Origin of the sequence: Paracoccus shanxieyensis, assembly GCF_009711265.1 — a bacterium.
Taxonomy (GTDB): Bacteria; Pseudomonadota; Alphaproteobacteria; order Rhodobacterales; family Rhodobacteraceae; genus Paracoccus; species Paracoccus shanxieyensis.
In genome coordinates, this window is the sequence record NZ_WMII01000020.1 from 37,654 (window position 1) to 54,740 (window position 17,087).

Below are 17,087 nucleotides of genomic sequence, written 5' to 3' on the forward strand. Positions count from 1 at the left end.
ATGATCGATCTCAACGATGTCGGCACGCCTAAAGCACGCCACGATCTCGCGGCCGTAAAGGACCGGCTGGCGGCGACCGCAGGCGACTGGCTCCCCGGCATCTTTCCCGAGGCGCGGCTTGCGCGCGACCGTCGTTCCTTGCGCTGTGCCGACCTGTCCGGCCGCCCGCCGCGCAAGGAGGGGTCTTGTACCATCCACCTTGACGGGCCCTATGCCGGCTGGGGTTTCGACTATGCCACCGGCGAAAGCGCAGGGCCGATCGATCTGATCGCGCAGGCAACCGGGCTCTGCGATGGCGCGCTCTTCGACGAGGCGGCGCGGATTGCCGGGATGGATCAACCCGCGCCCCGAAACGCGCCACGCGCGAAGCCCGATCATACCGGCGAGATTGCGCGACTGATCGACGGCGCACAGCCGCTCGCTGGCACGCCCGCCGAAACCTACCTCCGCATCCGCGGCGTTGCCGATCCGGGATGCCCGGATCTGTTGTTCCACCCCGATCTGCCGGATTTCGACACGCGACGCGGTTGGCCGGGCCTGATCACATTGCCACGCCTGGCAGACGGCACCCGCGCTCAGGGTATTCACCGGACCTTCCTGCTCGACGACGGCAGCGCCAAGGCGTCTGCCGGGAAGAAGATGCTGGGATCGGTAGCGGATGCGGCCGTGCGCCTGTTCGCCATGCCTGCGGACGGCCATCTCGGCATTGCCGAAGGCATCGAGACCGCCCTAGCGGCGCATGCCCTGTTCGGCACCGCCGTCTGGGCGGCGCTCTCTGCCGATGGTCTCGCGCGGTTTCAGTGGCCGGCGGGCACGACACGGGTCACGATCTACGCCGATGCAGGCGACGCAGGTCGTCAGGCCGCTGCGACCCTGTCGGATCGGCTGAACCGGGCCGACATTTCGAACGAAATCGTGGTCCCGCTCCATGGCGACGATTTCAACGACGATCTGATGCGCGGGGCGCATGGGGCCGACTATCGACCGGATATTTCCGCTGACGAGCCGGTCGGCACGGAGGCCATGACGACAGTGGCGGCTTTGGCGCCTGGCGATCCGGACGCTCTGATTGCCGCCGCCGAGGCGCTGACCAATCCGCCCGAATTCGCCGCGCTCTCGAGCCTCCTCGGCCGCCTTGCGCTGGCCCGGCTAGATCCGCTGCCCGAACGCCAGATCCTCGCCCGGATCAAGACTGCGACCGGCATCTCCATGTCGATCCTCGACAAGCAGTTGACGGAACTGCGCCGCCGCGTGCATGCGACGGGCGATCCGCAGGGCAGGATCGCGCGCCCTGCCTGGTTCGGGCGGCTCTGTCAGGAATTGTCCGGCACGCCTGAGCGCAACGAGGCCAATGTGATCATCGCCCTGTCCTCGGATCCGGTATTCGCAGGGCTCCTGGCCTTCGACGAGTTCGCCCAAGGTATCGTGGTGCGCCAGCCGCTGCCGTGGGATGACCCGGCCATCCGCTTTCCGCGCCCCTGGAACGATGCCGACGATGTGCGCACGGCCGAGTGGCTGCAATTGCGCGGGCTGAACGTCGCCCCGATGGTTGTCGGCCGTGGTGTCGGCGCGGTGGCCCGCGACCTGCGCATCCATCCGGTTCGCGACTGGCTCGACACCCTGAAATGGGATGGCACGCCTCGGATCGAGACCTGGACAAGCACCTATCTCGGCGCTGCGCCGACTGCCTTCCATCACACCATCGGCGCGCTCTGGCTGATCTCGGCCGTGGCCCGGATCTACCGGCCCGGGGTGAAGGCCGATCATATGCTGATCCTCGAAGGGCCGCAGGGCGCGCGCAAATCCACTGCGATCAAGGTGCTCGCGGGCGAGGATTGGTTCACCGACGAGTTGCCCGAGCTTGGGTCCAAGGACGCGGCCATTCACATGCAGGGCGTATGGATTGTGGAAATCGCCGAACTCGACGCCATTGGCCGCGCCGAGGTCTCGCGCATCAAGGCGTTCCTGACCCGCACCACCGACCGCTTCCGGCCGCCCTATGGCCGCTACACCGTCGAGGTTCCCCGCCAGTGCGTGTTCGCAGGCACTGTGAACCCCGACACCTATCTGCGCGATGAAACCGGCAATCGCCGATTCTGGCCGCTACGCTGTGGAAGCATCGACATCGCCGCAATCGCTCGCGACCGGGATCAACTCTGGGCCGAAGCCGTCCACCGTTTCCGCGAAGGCGCGATTTGGTGGATCGACGATCCGGCGATCCTTGCCGAAGCTCATGGAGAACAGGAGCGCCGCTACCAATCCGACGCTTGGGACAATCTGATCGAGCACTGGCTGACGCACGAGATCCGCACAGTGTCCGACGGCTACCCGGACTACGGCAATTCCCGCACCGAAAGCGTGCTGCGGCAGGAACCGCTGAGCGACGTATCGGTCGGCGAGATCCTCGATGAAGCGATCGGGCTCGAACCCGGACGTTGGACACGTGGCGATCAGATGCGTGTCTCGGCCTATCTCAAAGCCAACGGCTGGGAGCGATATCGGCGGCGCGACGAGGGAGGGCGCGCGGCAGGTCGGGAGTGGCGGTATCGGAAAGCCCAGACGTAGTCATCGCACGTCTGGGCATCTCGATACCTCTTTCTACACGGCTCGCAGCGGCCCTCTTTCCTGCCGCTCACTCCCGCCATCATCGGCGGTCAAGCTCCAGATAAGCCCCTCTACTTCTCCGAGCGGGAGGCCGAGTTCTCGCGCAATGTCAGCCTTGGTTACGCGCTCCTGCCAGAGCATCGTAAGCACTTGGCGCCAGACCTTTGATTTCTCGCGACCGATGCCGTTCGGTTCACCGGTGCGGTAGCCGCGCTTCGTCAGGTCGATGCAGATCGACTTGTATTGCCACTCCGAAAGTCGCTTCAGCTGATGAAGACGATAGGCCATCGCCATTGCCGAAACACGCCATCGGGCTTTGGCGCGAATGACGGTATCCGTTGTGACCCGCCTCGGAATGCGGGCTATGACATCTTCGGCGGGCATCAGGAACGCCGAAGCAAAGGCGTTTGCCTCACGCTCGACATTTCGTCCCTTTTTGGGGTCGCCATGCTTGTGCATGACGAGGTGAGCCAGTTCATGTGCGGCATCGAAACGACTGCTTTCGGCGGTCTTGAAGTTGTTCAGGAACATGTACGGCTTGCCGCCGCGCCAGAAAGAGAAGGCGTTGACCGACGCGGTGTTCTCGGTAAGCGAAAACAGCCGAATTCCTTTGACTTCCAAAAGCGCCATCAGGTCAGCGATGGGTTGCTGCCCAAGCGCCCACTGCTGCCGCATGTGCGACGCTGCCACCTCAGGGTCGCTTTCGTACGACAGATCGATCAGATCGGGCTCCGGCAAACCAAATCGCTCCTCGACCCATCCGCTCAGCATGAGCCCCACCGATCCGGCGCCAAGAGAGGCATCGCGCTCCTTGGCCGTCATCTTCGAGAATGAGCGGAAACTGACAGCACCGGGATCGACGGCATCGACCTTGGGTCCGAAGAAGAATTCTTCCGGGTATCCAAGCGCCTCTGCCAGCCTCCCCACCGTATGCGGCTCAGGCTCGTTCCGGCCCTGCTCGAGACGTTTGATGGTGTCGACGCTAACGCCAGCCTGTTCGGCAAGCGCTTTCGCCGTTAGCCCGCGACGCGCACGAGCCAATTTCAATCGTGATTCTTCAAACATGTGACGCCTACTTGCGCACGATCTTGGGCTCGAAATCCTCCGCGATGCCGTCGTCGTCGAGATTCAGGAGCATGTCTTCTTCGTCGCCTTCGGGAAGCAGGAAGATGCGCTCCACTGCGCCTTCGAAGGTCTTGCCCGAAATCTTGGGCCGGGTGAGTTCGGCCCGTCCTATATCGTCGACCATGAGGTAATAAAACGCGAGCCCCACGGCATCGTCACGGACGAAGAAACGAAGTTCTTCCGGATCGAAAAGCATCGGGCCGCAGGCACGTTCGGACGCAGCACCCTTGTCCGAGCGCGGCTTCGGCGCCTTGTCGCCACAGGCGCGATCGACGTTGCAGAACCCGATCTTCAGCCCTTTCTGGTCGTTGCGGATGGTCTCGACCCCGTCTTTCCGGTCGATGACCCATTCGTCGCCAATGAACTCCTGGCGAAGAGATGCGACGCCCTCGTGATAGCCAAATGTGCCTGCCGCGTTCGAAGGATGCAGCGCCGTCGCGTTTCCACTAGCAGTGCGAGCCGCGCGGACCGAGTTGGTCAAACCATCCATCGACAATCCCATCTCGGCGATACGACGGTCCACATCCCAAGGCTCACCCAGTATCTTCGTTTCAACCCATCCTGCCATGCTCGATTCCTCATGCCCGTTTTTTCCACCTACTTGTAGGTTAAAAAAACGGGCACGGTCAAGACATCCCTTGTCCCCAAGCGTGCCAACCTTCCCAGTAGACCCAACGCTGCCCCAACTTCCATCTCGCGTTGGGGACACAAGAAAGCCTGCAGAAACAACGGTGTCCCCAACCTTATGCTGTTTCCCCAACCTATTGATGACCATTCATGTGGAATGATGAAAATCGTCGGGGCCATACGATTCCATGTAAAAGGAGTTGACCACCCGTTGGGGACACAGCGGTTGGGGCGCCATTCCATCAACTCATTGAATTGGAATGATAAAGGTGTGCCCCAACCCTATTGAACCTTGGGTTTGAGGGTCCAGAGGTTGGGACGGGGACCAAACAGCGCCGGTTGTTTCCCTCGAACGGCGCGTCGTCGTTTTCGCTTTGGGGTAGACTCGGTGCATGCTAAATCTGACCGCGACCGAAGCCGAAGGCCCACAGTTTGTGAGCCTTCACCATGAACACAATGATCTCCGCGCAGGAAGTCCGCCCCGAGCAGGGGCGCATTTTCATTTCCTGCATCCTTGCCCTCGATCTCGGGACAACGACAGGCTGGGCCTTGCGCGGCCATGACGGCCTTATCACCTCCGGCACGACGTCCTTTCGCCCCGGCCGTTTCGACGGTGGCGGCATGCGGTATCTGCGCTTCACCAACTGGCTGACCGAAATCGACCGGCTCTCAGGCCCCATCGCTGCCATCTGGTTCGAGGAAGTCCGCCGCCATGTCGGCACGGACGCTGCCCATGTCTATGGCGGGCTGATGGCCACGCTCACGGCATGGGCTGAACTCCGCGGCATCCCCTATGAGGGCGTTCCGGTTGGCACAATCAAGCGCCACGCCACCGGGAAGGGCAACGCTGACAAGGAGGCGATGATTACGGCCGCGCGGGCGCGTGGGTTCAGCCCCACCGATGACAACGAGGCCGATGCCATTGCCATCCTGCATTGGGCCATCGAAACGAACGGGGGTGTCGCGTGAGGTGGTATCCCCGCGGCTATGGTGGCACCCGCCGTGATCCAGATCGCGTCAAGCAGGACGGCTGGCATGACCATGGGCTATTGGCCGTGTCCATCGACGACCCGCGTCTCACCTGGCCGGAGCAGGAACTGGTCCGCCAGCTGGGTGAAAAACTCTACGGCCCGCGTGTCGAGCCAAGGGAGATCGCACATGGCTGAGTGGACACCCACCATTGTCGAAGCGCGCCTTGAGAGCGCTGCCGATGTTTTTAGGTCGCTGCCCGAGGTGAAGCCGCAGGGCTATTTCAACGCCTGGCCCGAGTATTTCCACAGCTTCGCCGACCAGGTCGGTCAAGAACCTCGGATGCGACGGCCGAAGCCCGGCCCTCGCGACATCACCCAAGCCGACGACGCGCTGCTGTGGTTGCGTTGGCTGGACCCGGCCGACGCGCGCCTTGTGTGGCTCCGGGCGAACCGCAAGCCATGGAAGCCGATCTGCTGGGAACTGGGCATCAGCCGCGCCACCGCCAACCGGCGCTGGCAGTATGGCATTGCAGTCATCGTCTGGCGGTTGAATGGCAAACGCGTGCCGTCGAAGCGGTCGATGGAATTCGTGGTGGCGAAGGTGACGCACTGAACCTGTCAATAGCCGTCGCGTGTGCGAGACACTTTCAAGCGAGACACCAGACGCCAAGACAGATCGCGTCCAGGACGCTACAGATTTAATATACTCGGGAGAGGAGCGCGCAGGCACTGGCCGCGCCGCTGGCTTCCGGGGTCCAGCGAGGGAACCAGTCGGGGTCCAAACTGCCAAGCCTTTGATATCTTGGTTCCTTCCTGGCGACATTCGTATGCTGGCGGGCGAAGCGCGGCATATCGCTAGCGACAGGGCCGGATTTTTGGGAAGCCACCCGGAAGCCAGCACCGCCTGAACTCGCCTGAAATACTGCAAATTCAAACCCTTGAAGCTGGACACCCCTGGTGGCGGCTGGACACCGCGTGGAGTCCAGTCTGGACCCCGGAGTCCGGAAGCCAGCGGTATCCACCCTGATCCGAGGAATGCCCCCCGATGACGCTGAGCTTTGCCCCGGATCGGATCGAGATGTGGCCGCTCGCGCGCTTGCAGCCCTACGCCCGCAATGCGAAGGCGCATGGCGCAGACCAGGTGGCGAAGATCGCCGCCAGCATGGCCGAGTTCGGGTGGACCGTGCCTTGCCTCGTGGCCGAAGACGGTGAGTTGATCGCCGGGCATGGCCGGGTGCTGGCCGCAACGCAGCTGGGGCTGACAGAGGCGCCGGTGATTGTGCTCGGTCACCTGACAGAGGCGCAGCGGCGGGCCTACCGTTTGGCCGACAATAAACTAACAGAATTAGGGACTTGGGATGAAGCGCTGCTGTCGGCGGAACTGAACGACCTTCTCGCTGATGATTTCGACCTGTCGCTGGTCGGATTTTCCGACGGCGAGCTCGACAAGCTGCTGGCCTACGTCGCGGAAGACGACGGGGACGAGGGAGGCGCCGGGGGCTCCGTGCCGCCGGTGACCATCCCCGAGCCGCCGCGCAATCCGGCCTCGTGCACCGGCGATCTGTGGATCCTCGGGGATCACCGGCTGCTCTGCGGCGACAGCACGAACCACGACGACGTCCGCCGCCTGATGAACGGCGAGCGGGCGATCCTGTTCGCGACCGACCCGCCGTATCTCGTCGATTACGATGGCTCGAACCATCCGACCCGCAACAAGGACTGGTCCGCGTCCTATGGCACGACCTGGGATGACAGTTCGCAGGGGGCGGAGCTTTACGACGGCTTCATCGCAGCCGCCGTGGCAGAGGCCATTGCCGAAAATGCGGCGTGGTATTGCTGGCACGCCTCGCGCCGCCAGGCGATGCTGGAAGCCTGCTGGGAAAAGGCCGGTGCCTTCGTGCACCAGCAGATCATCTGGGTGAAGGACCGCGGGGTTCTGACCCGGTCGCATTACCTGTGGAAACACGAACCCTGCTTCATGGGCTGGCGCCGCCCAAACCGCCCGCCGAAAGTGGCCGAGGAAACGCTGCCATCGACATGGGCGCTGCCCAGCTTTGCCAAGGATGAGCGTCCCGACCACCCGACGCCGAAGCCGCTCGATGCGTTTGGGATCCCGATGCGCCAGCATGTGGCGCGGGGCGGCCTCTGCTATGAACCGTTCTCGGGCTCGGGTTCGCAGATCATGGCAGGCGAAGCGAATGGCCGTCGCGTCTTCGCGATGGAAATCAGCCCCGCCTATGTCGATGTCGCCGTCGAACGCTGGCAGGCCGAGACCGGCAAGGAGGCGATCCTCGACAGCGATGGCCGGACCTTCGCCCAAGTGAGAACCGCGCGGCTGGCGGAAAGTACGGCCGAGACCGAAACCCAAACTGAACCCGCCGCGTGACATGCATGACCTGGCTTTACCTTCCTCCGGACGCGCTTCCGGAGTCGGAGATGCATGCCTCTTCGGCCTCTCCCTCTGCTCCGGCGCGGGCGGGCTCGACCTCGGGCTTGCCATCGCCATCCCCGGATATCGTACTGTGGGCCATGTCGAACGGGAGACCTTCGCCGCAGCCACTCTCGTGGCGCGGATGGAAGACGCGTCCCTGGATCAGGCTGTTGTCTGGGACGACGTTACCAGCTTCGACGGCCGCCCTTGGCGCGGCGCGGTGGATATCGTCACTGCGGGCTATCCGTGCCAGCCGTTCTCCGTCGCGGGCAAACGCCGGGGTGCCGACGACCCGCGCCACCTCTGGCCGCATGTTGCTCGCATCATCGGCGAGGTCGAGCCGCCCTTCGTCTTCCTCGAGAATGTCGCCCATCATCTCCGCCTCGGCTTCCCCGAAGTCGCCACCGGACTGGTCGGCATGGGCTACCGCCTTGCGGCAGGCCTCTTCACAGCGGCGGAAGTCGGTGCGCCCCACCGGCGCGAGCGGCTCTTCATCCTCGCCATCCGCGAGGGGGACAACCTGGCCAACCCCGCGCGCCTGCTCTGGCACCCGATCGAGTGGCGGCAACCGGACGGAACTGCTGCGGCTCTGGCCGACGCCGAGGGCCAGCGCCAACGAGAACCGGCAGACAAAGCCGACGCCGTCGCAGGCAGCAGGCCAGCATGGGATGAACCTCGCGACGACGGCCGCGCTCTGGCCGACGCCGATGGCGAACGATGGCTGCAAGCCGAGTGCGGGCAACCGCAGGTCGGCCGACCTGACCCATTCGGCGGGGATGTGGATGACGCCGACGGCGCGGGATCACAAGGACGGGGCGACGACACTGGCGAACACGCCGGTGAACGGCCTGCTTGGCCGCCAGGTCCTGGTGACGCCAATGGCTGGGAGCGGTACCTGCGATGTGCGCCGGACCTTGAACCCGCTGTTCGTCGAGGCGCTGATGGGATGGCCCACCGGGTGGACCGGCTTCGCCTCTGTGGCAACGGCGTGGTCCCCCTGGTTGCAGCGCATGCGCTGCGAACTCTGGCGGCTGAACTGCTGGCCGGTGGATGAGGCGGCGAGATGAAGCAGTCGCGCGTCATGTCGCTGGTCGAAGCCGTAGCCAACGTGATCGTCGGCTACGGCGTCGCGGTCGCAACGCAGATCCTGATCTTTCCGGTCTTTGGCCTGCACACGACGCTGGCGCAGAACCTGAAGATGGGCGCGGTCTTCACCGTGGTCAGCATAGCGCGCTCCTACGTCCTGCGGAGGTTGTTCGAAAGAAGTCGACCGCCATGACTTGGCGGCAGGACTTTCCGTAGGCAATGACCTAGTAGACTTTGTCAGGTTATGACTTTGACAAACTGCCAGATCGGCGTCCCATCAGAAGTGTCGTTCTTCTCAATGGGGTCTACGCCGAGGACAGCGCGAGCAACCGATCCAGAGACGGGATTATCGCGGTCAACTATAGCCTCGATGCAAAACTCTCTCATACCGTTCCGCACGATGTTCGCGACAAAATCGGTGACGGCTGCCGAAGCGAGGTCCTTTGCGAGGCCCTTTCCCCGCTGATCTTCCCGAACTGCATATCCAAGATGAAAGCAGCGCATTCCGTCAATTGGCTCTGCTGTGGTGATAACGGTGACAGCTGTGACGCCAGATCCTTTGGTCCGAGCATAGGTCAGACGAGGTGTTCGGCCATCTGGCATATCTTGATGTATCTGTATCTTTTCGTTCCCTTGCATCCTTGCGGTCTTTATGCGTCCTGAACGAAGCGCCTCATCGAACCCGGCAAGGGTCAGCATCATATCAACGCGTGCCATCTCAAAATCCTTTCAGTTATCATTTGTTTATGGGGTGTCGGATGATGCCGCAACCCCAGACCCGATACGCTGCAAGTGTTCACCGTTCGAGAAAGCACCAGCTAGTAACAGACGTGTTTGCCGCCCTGCTCGGGCGGCTTCAATTTGGTTTTCGGATGCGGATAACTCAGGCTCCCTAGAGCCGGTAGACCCTTCCGCGCCCCTCGATCTTTTCCGAGGCCACTTCGAGCTCGAGCTTCTTTTTGAGCGCCCCGGCCATGGCGCCGCGCACCGTGTGCGACTGCCAGCCGGTCGCGGCCATGATCTCCTCGATGGTCGCGCCGTCCGGCGCGCGCAGCATGGCGATCAGGGTGGCCTGCTTGGTGCCCTCGCGCGGCGTGCGCGCCTTTGGCGCGGCCTCCGGTTCGTTGGGAGTGTCCGGCATGGGCTCCTCGGTCGGCGCGTCCGTCGCGCCCGCAGGCGCGGGGTTCGCGTCGTCGGGCTCGATGCCGATGGCGGCGAGGCCCGCGTCGGTGGCGACGAGTGTGACGCCGTGGCCGTCGCCGGTCTCGCGCCAGACGGGCTCGCCCTTGCGCAGGTCGGCGTCGACCTCCTCGAGGAAGCCCTTGCCGAGCATCGCGCCGACCACCTTGGCGGCGGCGCCCCCGCGCAGGCTTTCGGGCAGCGGCAGGGCAATGCGGTCCTCACGCTGTGCGGCAGCGCTGAGGATGATGGCTTGGGTGTCGGAAAGCTTGGGCATTGGGTCGTCTCCGTTTTCGGGCCCGCGTCATGCGGCGCCTTCTACGACCCCGAGCCGCGCAGGGAACGCGGCAGGAGTTCCGGCGGTGCCGGAGATCAGCGGGCGTGCTCGCCCTCGCCGAAGGCGCTGTCCGTAATGCGCTTCAGGAGGCTGGCGTAGTGTTCGAGGGTGCCGACCATCGCCCAGCCCGCCTCGTCGGGGTGGCAGTTGAAATGGTCGTCGCTGAGCGCCTGAAGGCGCGCGAGCATCTCGTCGATCTCGGCCTTCTTGCCGATAAAAGCGGCGAGCGCGGCTTCCTTGTTTCGGCGCGCCTTCTCGGCGCGGAGTTCGTGGCGCGGGGTGGTGATCGGGTTCAGGCGGGTGGTCATCGTTGTGGCTCCTTGGTGAGTTGCATCGTCCTTCTGAACGGACGTTCGCTCCGGTCGCGACGCTTATCAACTCTATAAGCACATGATCTTGAATGATAATCGGAGCCGTCGATGCAGGGCATGAGCGAGCGCCAGTACGCCGCGCATGTCGGGCTGTCGCGCGGCGCGATCCAGAAGGCGAAGACGGCCGAGCGGCTGGTCCTCTATCCGGACGGCAGCATCAACGCGGCGGCCAGCGACGCCCGGCGTGCCGAGACAACGGACCCGTCGAAGACGAGAAAGCCGCCCGCGCCGAAGCTGAAGCCCGTCCCCGAGGCGGCGGTGGCGGCCGTCGGCGACACGCTCCGCGAACAGGGTCTGGCAGTCCCCGCCGTCGGCGGCGGCACGACCTTCCTGCAGGCCAAGACCGCGAACGAGGTGCTGAAGGCGCAGGAACGGCGCATCCGGCTCCAGAATCTGAAGGGGGAGTTGATCGAAAGGGCCCGCGCGCTGGCGCTGGTGTTCCGCCTCGCGCGGGAGGAACGGGACGCATGGGTGAACTGGCCCGCGCGTGCGGCGGCGCTGATGGCGGCCGAGTTCTCGGCCTCGTGCAGCGACGCGACGGGCCAGCAGATCACCGTGGAGCCAGCCGCGATGCAGAAGGTGCTGGAGAAACATGTACGCGCCCACCTCGACGAACTCGCCGAGGTCCGGCCCGACTTCCGGTGATGATGATGGCCTGACGGACTTCGATGGCGCGGGCGAGATCCTGCGCGCATGGGGCAACGGGCTGCGGCCCGACCCGGACCTGACCGTCTCGGAATGGGCGGACCGGCACCGAATGCTCTCGGGTCGCGCCTCGGCCGAGCCCGGGCGATACCGCACGGTGCGCACGCCCTATATGCGCGAGATCATGGACCGGCTGTCGCCGGGCGATCCCACGCAGCGGATCGTGTTCATGAAGGCCGCGCAGGTCGGGGCGACCGAGGCGGGCAACAACTGGATCGGCTTCGCGATCCATCAGGCGCCGGGTCCGATGCTGGCCGTCCAGCCGACGGTGGAACTGGCGAAACGCAACTCGCGGCAGCGGATCGACCCGTTGATAGACGAGAGCCCCGAGCTGCGGGAGCGGGTCAAACCGGCGCGCTCGCGGGACGCGGGCAACACCATGCTGTCGAAGGAGTTTGCGGGTGGCATCCTGATCATGACCGGGGCCAACTCGGCGGTCGGGCTGAGGTCCACACCGGCGCGCTACATATTTCTGGACGAGGTCGATGCGTATCCCGCGTCCGCCGACGAGGAAGGCGATCCGGTCACGCTGGCGGAAGCCCGGTCGCTGACCTTCGCCCATCGGCGCAAGGTGTTCCTGGCCTCGACGCCCACCATCCGGGGTTTGAGCCGGATCGAGCGCGAATACGAGGCCAGCGATCAGCGCCGGTATTTCGTGCCGTGCCCGCATTGCGGCGCGATGCAATGGCTGAAGTTCGACCGGCTGCGCTGGCAGAAGGGCCGCCCGGAGACGGCGGAGTATCACTGCGAGGGCTGCGACGCGGCAATCGCGGAACACCACAAGACGGCGATGCTGGAGGGGGGCGAATGGCGCGCGACCGCCACGGCCGCCGATCCGACCACGGTCGGGTATCACCTCTCGGCGCTCTATTCGCCGATCGGCTGGCTGAGCTGGGAGCGGATCGTGCGGGCATGGGACGCAGCACAGGGGTCGGACGAGGCGATCAAGGCCTTCCGCAACACGATCCTCGGCGAGACCTGGGTCGAGACCGGCGAAGCGCCGGACTGGCAGCGGCTCTACGACCGCCGCGAGCGCTGGACATCCGGCACCGTGCCAGCGGGCGGGCTGTTCCTGACCGCCGGGGCCGACGTGCAGAAGGACCGGATCGAGGTCGACGTCTGGGCCTGGGGTCGCGGGCTCGAAAGCTGGCTTGTCGATCACGTCGTGATCGAGGGCGGGCCGGACCGGCATGACGCATGGTCGGAGCTGACCGCGCTGCTCGACCGGTCCTGGCCGCACGAGCGCGGCGCGCATCTTCGGATCGCGCGGCTCGCCATCGACACGGGCTACGAGGCCCCGGCGGTCTATTCCTGGTCGCGGGCGCAGGGGTTTGCGCAGGTGTCGCCGGTCAAGGGCGTCGAGGGGTTCAACCGCTCGAGCCCGGTGTCGGGGCCGACCTTCGTCGACGCGACCGAGGGTGGCAAACGCCTGCGGCGCGGCGCCCGGCTCTGGACCGTGGCGGTGTCGACCTTCAAGGCCGAGACCTACCGCTTCCTGCGGCTGGCGCGGCCGACCGAGGAGGAGATGGACGACGGGGCGGCATTCCCGCCCGGCTCGGTGCACCTGCCGCATTGGGTCGAGAACGAATGGCTGAAGCAGTTCGTGGCCGAACAGCTGGTGACGGTGCGCACGAAGCGCGGCTTCGCCCGGCTGGAATGGCAGAAGCTGCGCGAGCGCAACGAGGCGCTGGACTGCCGGGTCTATGCCCGCGCCGCCGCCTGGATCGCCGGCGCGGACCGCTGGCCCGACGAGAAATGGCGCGACCTCGAGGATCAGCTCGGGGCCGCTCCCACCGACACCGATCCCGCCGGACAGATCAACCGGCCGGGACAGGCCCCGCAGGGCAAGCGCCGCTCCGACTGGCTCGGACGGCGTGGAGGATGGTTTTGATGACCGACTGGACGGAAACCGAGCTTTCGGCGCTGCGCCGGGCCTACGCCAGCGGCACGACGCGGGTGAGCTATGACGGCAAGTCCGTCGACTACGGCTCCGCCGAGGATCTGCTCGCCCGCATCCGCACCATCGAACGCGCCATCGCGGGCACCACGCGGCCGTTGCCGGTGGCCGGGCTGGCGGGCTTTTCGCGCGGGGATCGCTGATGTCGGCAAACTGGTTCGACAGGGCCATTGCCTCCGTCGCCCCTCGGGCCGCCGCCAGGCGCGTGCTGGCCCGTCAGGCCTTCGAGACCCTCACACGGGGCTATGACGGGGCCGCGAAAGGCCGACGGACAGAGGGCTGGCGGGCGCCGGGGTCCTCCGCCGACACCGAGATCGGCGTCGCCGGGGCGCTGCTGCGTGACCGGATGCGGGACCTCGTGCGCAACAACCCGCATGCGGCCAAGGCCGTGGCGGTGCTGGTGAACAACATCATCGGCGCCGGCATCATGCCGCGCGCCGCGAGCGGCGACGACACGCTCGACCGGAAGGTGGACGCGCTGTTCGAACGCTGGACAGCGGATTGCGACGCTGATGGTCAACTCGACTTCTACGGTCTGCAGACGCTGATCTGCCGCGAGATGGTCGAGGCGGGTGAGGTGCTGGTGCGCCGCCGCCTGCGGCGTGCGAGCGACGGCCTTCCGGTGCCGCTGCAATTGCAGGTGCTGGAGGCCGACTTCCTCGACGCCACGAAATCCGGCGTCCTCGGCGCGGGACGCCTCGTGCAGGGGATCGAGTTCGACCCGGTCGGCAAACGCCGGGCCTACTGGCTGCATGCCGAGCATCCGGGCGACGCCTACGGGGCCTTGCAGAACGGGTTGCAGAGCCGCCCGGTCCCCGCGTCAGAGATCGCCCATGTCTACGAGAAGCAGCGCACGCAGGCGCGCGGCGTTCCCTGGGGTGCGCCGGTCATCCGGTCCTTGCGCGATCTCGACGATTACGAGTTGGCGGAACTGGTCCGCAAGAAGACCGAGGCCTGCGTGACCGCCATCGTCTTCGGCGACGACGAGGCGCAACAGGGCATCGCGCCCTCCGTGGTCGATGCCGACGGCAACCGGGTGGAACAGTTCGAGCCGGGGCTGATCGCCTATGCCCGCGGCGGCAAGGACATCCGCTTCAACCAGCCCTCGGCGACGGGCGGCTACGGCGAATACAAGCGCGCGAGCCTGCACACGATCTCGGCAGGCTTCCGGGTGCCCTACGAGCTGCTGACCGGGGACCTGTCCCAGGTGAACTATTCCTCGATCCGGGCGGGGCTAGTGGAGTTCCGCCGCATGATCGATGCCGTGCAGTGGCAGCTCTTCATCCCGATGTTCTGCGCGCCGGTCTGGCGCTGGTTCACGGAAGCGGCATGGGCCGCAGGCCAGATCCCGTCGCCGACCGTGCCGGTCGAGTGGTCGCCCCCGAAGTTCGAGGCGGTCGATCCCCAGAAGGACGCGATGGCGAACCTGCTGTCGATCCGCTCCGGCACCATGACGCTGGCCGAGGTGATCGCGAAACAGGGCCGCAACCCCGACGCGGTGCTCGCCGAGATCGCCGCGACCAACGCCAAGCTGGACGCGCTCGGGCTGGTGCTCGACAGCGACCCGCGCCGCGTCACCAAGACCGGCAGCGCGCAGACCAGCGATCCGTCGAATGACCCGGCCGCCGACGAACAGGACACCGACGACCCGGCCGCCGGCGCGGACAATGACCCGGCGCAGGCCGACCAACAGGACTGACCCATGGACACGATGATCGAACTGCCGGCCATGCGCCGGTCGGCGGAGCTTGCGCCGAACACGGCCGACGCCGACAGCCGCACCGTCGAGGTGGTCTGGTCGGCGGGCGCGCGCGTCCGCCGCGCGACCTTCTTCGGCGAGCCATACGACGAGGAACTGAGCCTCGACCCGGCCCATGTCCGCCTCGACCGGCTGAACGCGGGCGCGCCGTTCCTGAAGGTGCACGAGCTCGACACGCTCGACGCGGTGATCGGCTCGGTCGTGCCGGGCTCGGCGCGGATCGAGAACGGGCGCGGCATCGCGCTGGTCCGGATCAGCGAGCGCGCCGATGTCGAGCCGATCTGGCGCGACATCCAGGCCGGGCACATCCGCGCGGTCTCGATCGGCTACCAGGTCCACCGTTTCGAGGTCTCGAAGCCCGAGGCCGCGCGCGAACTCTGGCGGGCGGTGGACTGGACCCCCTTCGAGGTCTCCGCCGTCGCGGTCGGCGCCGATCCCGCCGCGGGTTTCCGCGCCCAGCACCCCCTTCACGACTGCGTCCTTCACCGCCGGGACGCCCCCACACCGCAAGGAGCATCCCCGATGACGGACAAGACCCAGACCCCGGCGAGCGACGCCGCCAAGGCAACCACCACCCAGCCGACCGAGCCGGTCGCAACCGAGGACACCCCCATGACCGAGCCGAAACCGGCTGCGCCCGACCCGAAGGTCGCGGCCAGCGAGACGCGCAGCCAGCCGAAGCCGCAGGCAACTCCCGCGCCCGACACCGAGGCGGTCGCCACCCGCGCCCGCGAAGCCGAGCGTGATCGCGTCTCCACCATCTACGATCTGGCCGGGCGGCTGAACCTGGAACGCGGCTTCGCCGAGGACCTGGTGAAGCGCGGCGTCAGCGTCGACGAGTCCCGCCGCCTGATCCTCGACCAGGTCGCGGCGAAGTCGGACGAGACCCGGACTTTCCCGCATGTCTCCGTCCCCCTCGGCGGCCGGGACGAGCGGATCACCCGCCGCGACGCGGTGGCGAACGCGCTCCTGCACCGCTACAGCCCGACGCTCTTCCAGCTGGAGGACGCCGCCCGGCAGTATCGCGGCATGACCCTGCTGGAACTCGCTCGCGAAAGCCTCGGCAATGCCGGGGTCAACACGCGGGGTCTTTCGCGCGACGAGGTGGCGACGCGCGCGCTGCACTCGACCTCGGACTTCCCCGAGATCCTCTCGGCGGTCACCAACAAGACGCTGCGGCAGGCTTACGAGGCGTATCCCCGCACGTTCATGCTGTTCTGCCGCCAGGTGCTCGCCACCGACTTCAAGGCGATGCACCGGGTGCAGCTCGGCGAAGCGCCGCAGCTGCTGGAGGTCGGCGAGAGCGGCGAGTTCAAGCGCGGCACGCTCGGCGAGAGCAAGGAGAGCTACAAGGTCAAGACCTATGGCCGGGTGGTCGCCATCACCCGCCAGACCCTGATCAACGACGATCTCGACGCCTTCACCCGGATCCCGGCGATGTACGGCAACTCCATCGCCCAGCTGGAGTCGGACGTGGTCTGGGGCATCATCACCGCCAACCCGGCGATGGCCGACGGCAACGCGCTGTTCCACACCACGCACAAGAACCTGGCAGGCACCGGCGCGGCGCTCGATGTCAGCAGCGTCGGTGCGGCCCGCGCGGCGATGGCGAAGCAGACCGGGCTCGACAAGAAGACGGTGCTGAACGTCCGCCCGGCCTTCCTGATCGTGCCCGCCTCGCTGGAACTGAAGGCCGAGCAGCTGGTCGCCCAGAACCTGGTGCCCGCCGCGACCTCCAGCGTGGTGCCGCAGTCGATCCGCACGCTTTCGCCGATCAGCGAGCCGCGGCTCGACGCCGCCAGCGAGAGCGCCTGGTATCTGGCGGCCAGCCCGAACCAGATCGACACCATCGAGTACGCCTATCTCGAGGGCCAGCAGGGCGCCTATATCGAGACGCGCAACGGCTTCGACGTCGACGGGGTCGAGATCAAGTGC

17 protein-coding genes and 1 pseudogene are annotated in these 17,087 nt (G+C 66.1%); 13 read left to right on the plus strand and 5 right to left on the minus strand.

Annotation, left to right across the window (positions count from 1 at the left end; genetic code table 11):
* Positions 1–2,565: a VapE domain-containing protein gene (locus GL284_RS17280; protein WP_155045847.1), complete on the plus strand. Its 2,565-nt coding sequence runs from the start codon at positions 1–3 to the stop codon at positions 2,563–2,565.
* Positions 2,566–2,598: 33 nt separating this feature from the next.
* Here GL284_RS17280 and GL284_RS17285 read toward each other — a convergent pair whose 3' ends face one another.
* Together GL284_RS17285 and GL284_RS17290 are read right to left on the minus strand one after the other, a co-directional pair.
* Positions 2,599–3,669 (minus strand): helix-turn-helix domain-containing protein, encoded by a 1,071-nt coding sequence (locus GL284_RS17285; protein WP_155045848.1) that lies wholly within the window; start codon positions 3,667–3,669, stop codon positions 2,599–2,601.
* 7 nt (positions 3,670–3,676) lie between these two features.
* On the minus strand, positions 3,677–4,297 hold the full coding sequence (locus tag GL284_RS17290; protein WP_155045849.1) for a hypothetical protein: 621 nt from the start codon (positions 4,295–4,297) through the stop codon (positions 3,677–3,679).
* A gap of 506 nt (positions 4,298–4,803) precedes the next feature.
* Between GL284_RS17290 and GL284_RS17295 the strand changes: the two genes are divergently transcribed.
* The 7 genes and pseudogenes from GL284_RS17295 (at position 4,804) to GL284_RS17320 (ending at position 9,037) form a co-directional block, all read left to right on the plus strand.
* Positions 4,804–5,325, plus strand: a complete 522-nt coding sequence (locus tag GL284_RS17295) for a crossover junction endodeoxyribonuclease RuvC (RefSeq protein WP_425274245.1) — start codon at positions 4,804–4,806, stop codon at positions 5,323–5,325.
* On the plus strand, positions 5,322–5,522 hold the full coding sequence (locus tag GL284_RS17300; protein ID WP_089389369.1) for a hypothetical protein: 201 nt from the start codon (positions 5,322–5,324) through the stop codon (positions 5,520–5,522). The genes GL284_RS17295 and GL284_RS17300 overlap by 4 nt, the downstream gene beginning before the upstream one ends.
* A complete protein-coding gene (locus GL284_RS17305) occupies positions 5,515–5,940 on the plus strand; it encodes a DUF6362 family protein (protein ID WP_196216796.1) in 426 nt (141 codons plus the stop codon). The genes GL284_RS17300 and GL284_RS17305 overlap by 8 nt, the downstream gene beginning before the upstream one ends.
* A gap of 432 nt (positions 5,941–6,372) precedes the next feature.
* On the plus strand, positions 6,373–7,713 hold the full coding sequence (locus GL284_RS17310; RefSeq protein ID WP_155045851.1) for a site-specific DNA-methyltransferase: 1,341 nt from the start codon (positions 6,373–6,375) through the stop codon (positions 7,711–7,713).
* Between the two features lies 1 nt (position 7,714).
* A pseudogene (locus GL284_RS21570) lies at positions 7,715–8,224 on the plus strand (DNA cytosine methyltransferase); the annotation flags it as partial.
* 202 nt (positions 8,225–8,426) lie between these two features.
* On the plus strand, positions 8,427–8,825 hold the full coding sequence (locus tag GL284_RS21575) for a hypothetical protein (RefSeq protein WP_230383127.1): 399 nt from the start codon (positions 8,427–8,429) through the stop codon (positions 8,823–8,825).
* On the plus strand, positions 8,822–9,037 hold the full coding sequence (locus GL284_RS17320) for a DUF7220 family protein (protein WP_155045853.1): 216 nt from the start codon (positions 8,822–8,824) through the stop codon (positions 9,035–9,037). The genes GL284_RS21575 and GL284_RS17320 overlap by 4 nt, the downstream gene beginning before the upstream one ends.
* A 44-nt stretch (positions 9,038–9,081) precedes the next feature.
* On the opposite strand, the gene GL284_RS17325 is transcribed toward GL284_RS17320, so the two are convergent.
* The 3 genes from GL284_RS17325 to GL284_RS17335 all read right to left on the minus strand — a co-directional run bounded on the left by GL284_RS17325 (position 9,082) and on the right by GL284_RS17335 (position 10,668).
* Complete coding sequence (locus GL284_RS17325; protein WP_155045854.1) at positions 9,082–9,561, minus strand: GNAT family protein; 480 nt, start codon at positions 9,559–9,561, stop codon at positions 9,082–9,084.
* Between the two features lie 175 nt (positions 9,562–9,736).
* On the minus strand, positions 9,737–10,300 hold the full coding sequence (locus GL284_RS17330) for a DUF3489 domain-containing protein (RefSeq protein ID WP_155045855.1): 564 nt from the start codon (positions 10,298–10,300) through the stop codon (positions 9,737–9,739).
* Positions 10,301–10,395: 95 nt separating this feature from the next.
* Positions 10,396–10,668: a hypothetical protein gene (locus GL284_RS17335; protein ID WP_066813809.1), complete on the minus strand. Its 273-nt coding sequence runs from the start codon at positions 10,666–10,668 to the stop codon at positions 10,396–10,398.
* A 111-nt stretch (positions 10,669–10,779) separates the two neighbouring features.
* Here GL284_RS17335 and GL284_RS17340 point away from each other — a divergent pair, with 111 nt between their 5' ends.
* The 5 genes from GL284_RS17340 to GL284_RS17360 form a co-directional block, all read left to right on the plus strand.
* Entirely contained in the window at positions 10,780–11,376 is a 597-nt protein-coding gene (locus GL284_RS17340; protein WP_155045856.1) for a hypothetical protein, read from the plus strand.
* Positions 11,324–13,327: a phage terminase large subunit family protein gene (locus GL284_RS17345; RefSeq protein ID WP_155045857.1), complete on the plus strand. Its 2,004-nt coding sequence runs from the start codon at positions 11,324–11,326 to the stop codon at positions 13,325–13,327. The genes GL284_RS17340 and GL284_RS17345 overlap by 53 nt, the downstream gene beginning before the upstream one ends.
* Entirely contained in the window at positions 13,327–13,536 is a 210-nt protein-coding gene (locus GL284_RS17350; protein WP_028030714.1) for a phage head-tail joining protein, read from the plus strand. Before GL284_RS17345 ends, GL284_RS17350 begins: the two co-directional genes overlap by 1 nt.
* Positions 13,536–15,092 (plus strand): phage portal protein, encoded by a 1,557-nt coding sequence (locus GL284_RS17355; protein WP_155045858.1) that lies wholly within the window; start codon positions 13,536–13,538, stop codon positions 15,090–15,092. Before GL284_RS17350 ends, GL284_RS17355 begins: the two co-directional genes overlap by 1 nt.
* A gap of 3 nt (positions 15,093–15,095) precedes the next feature.
* The coding region (locus tag GL284_RS17360; RefSeq protein ID WP_155045859.1) for a prohead protease/major capsid protein fusion protein at positions 15,096–17,087 on the plus strand (1,992 nt) is incomplete at its 3' end.

What these genes read in the sequence shown, in the direction of transcription:
- GL284_RS17355 (WP_155045858.1), top strand. Translation starts at nt 13,536, where the DNA reads ATGTCGGCAAACTGGTTCGACAGGGCCATTGCCTCCGTCGCCCCTCGG.
- GL284_RS17345 (WP_155045857.1), top strand. Translation starts at nt 11,324, where the DNA reads ATGTACGCGCCCACCTCGACGAACTCGCCGAGGTCCGGCCCGACTTCC.
- GL284_RS17330 (WP_155045855.1), bottom strand. Translation starts at nt 10,300, where the DNA reads ATGCCCAAGCTTTCCGACACCCAAGCCATCATCCTCAGCGCTGCCGCA.
- GL284_RS17290 (WP_155045849.1), bottom strand. Translation starts at nt 4,297, where the DNA reads ATGGCAGGATGGGTTGAAACGAAGATACTGGGTGAGCCTTGGGATGTG.
- GL284_RS17325 (WP_155045854.1), bottom strand. Translation starts at nt 9,561, where the DNA reads ATGGCACGCGTTGATATGATGCTGACCCTTGCCGGGTTCGATGAGGCG.
- GL284_RS17350 (WP_028030714.1), top strand. Translation starts at nt 13,327, where the DNA reads ATGACCGACTGGACGGAAACCGAGCTTTCGGCGCTGCGCCGGGCCTAC.
- GL284_RS17320 (WP_155045853.1), top strand. Translation starts at nt 8,822, where the DNA reads ATGAAGCAGTCGCGCGTCATGTCGCTGGTCGAAGCCGTAGCCAACGTG.
- GL284_RS17295 (WP_425274245.1), top strand. Translation starts at nt 4,804, where the DNA reads ATGAACACAATGATCTCCGCGCAGGAAGTCCGCCCCGAGCAGGGGCGC.
- GL284_RS17340 (WP_155045856.1), top strand. Translation starts at nt 10,780, where the DNA reads ATGCAGGGCATGAGCGAGCGCCAGTACGCCGCGCATGTCGGGCTGTCG.
- GL284_RS17335 (WP_066813809.1), bottom strand. Translation starts at nt 10,668, where the DNA reads ATGACCACCCGCCTGAACCCGATCACCACCCCGCGCCACGAACTCCGC.
- GL284_RS17280 (WP_155045847.1), top strand. Translation starts at nt 1, where the DNA reads ATGATCGATCTCAACGATGTCGGCACGCCTAAAGCACGCCACGATCTC.
- GL284_RS17285 (WP_155045848.1), bottom strand. Translation starts at nt 3,669, where the DNA reads ATGTTTGAAGAATCACGATTGAAATTGGCTCGTGCGCGTCGCGGGCTA.
- GL284_RS17305 (WP_196216796.1), top strand. Translation starts at nt 5,515, where the DNA reads ATGGCTGAGTGGACACCCACCATTGTCGAAGCGCGCCTTGAGAGCGCT.
- GL284_RS21575 (WP_230383127.1), top strand. Translation starts at nt 8,427, where the DNA reads ATGAACCTCGCGACGACGGCCGCGCTCTGGCCGACGCCGATGGCGAAC.
- GL284_RS17310 (WP_155045851.1), top strand. Translation starts at nt 6,373, where the DNA reads ATGACGCTGAGCTTTGCCCCGGATCGGATCGAGATGTGGCCGCTCGCG.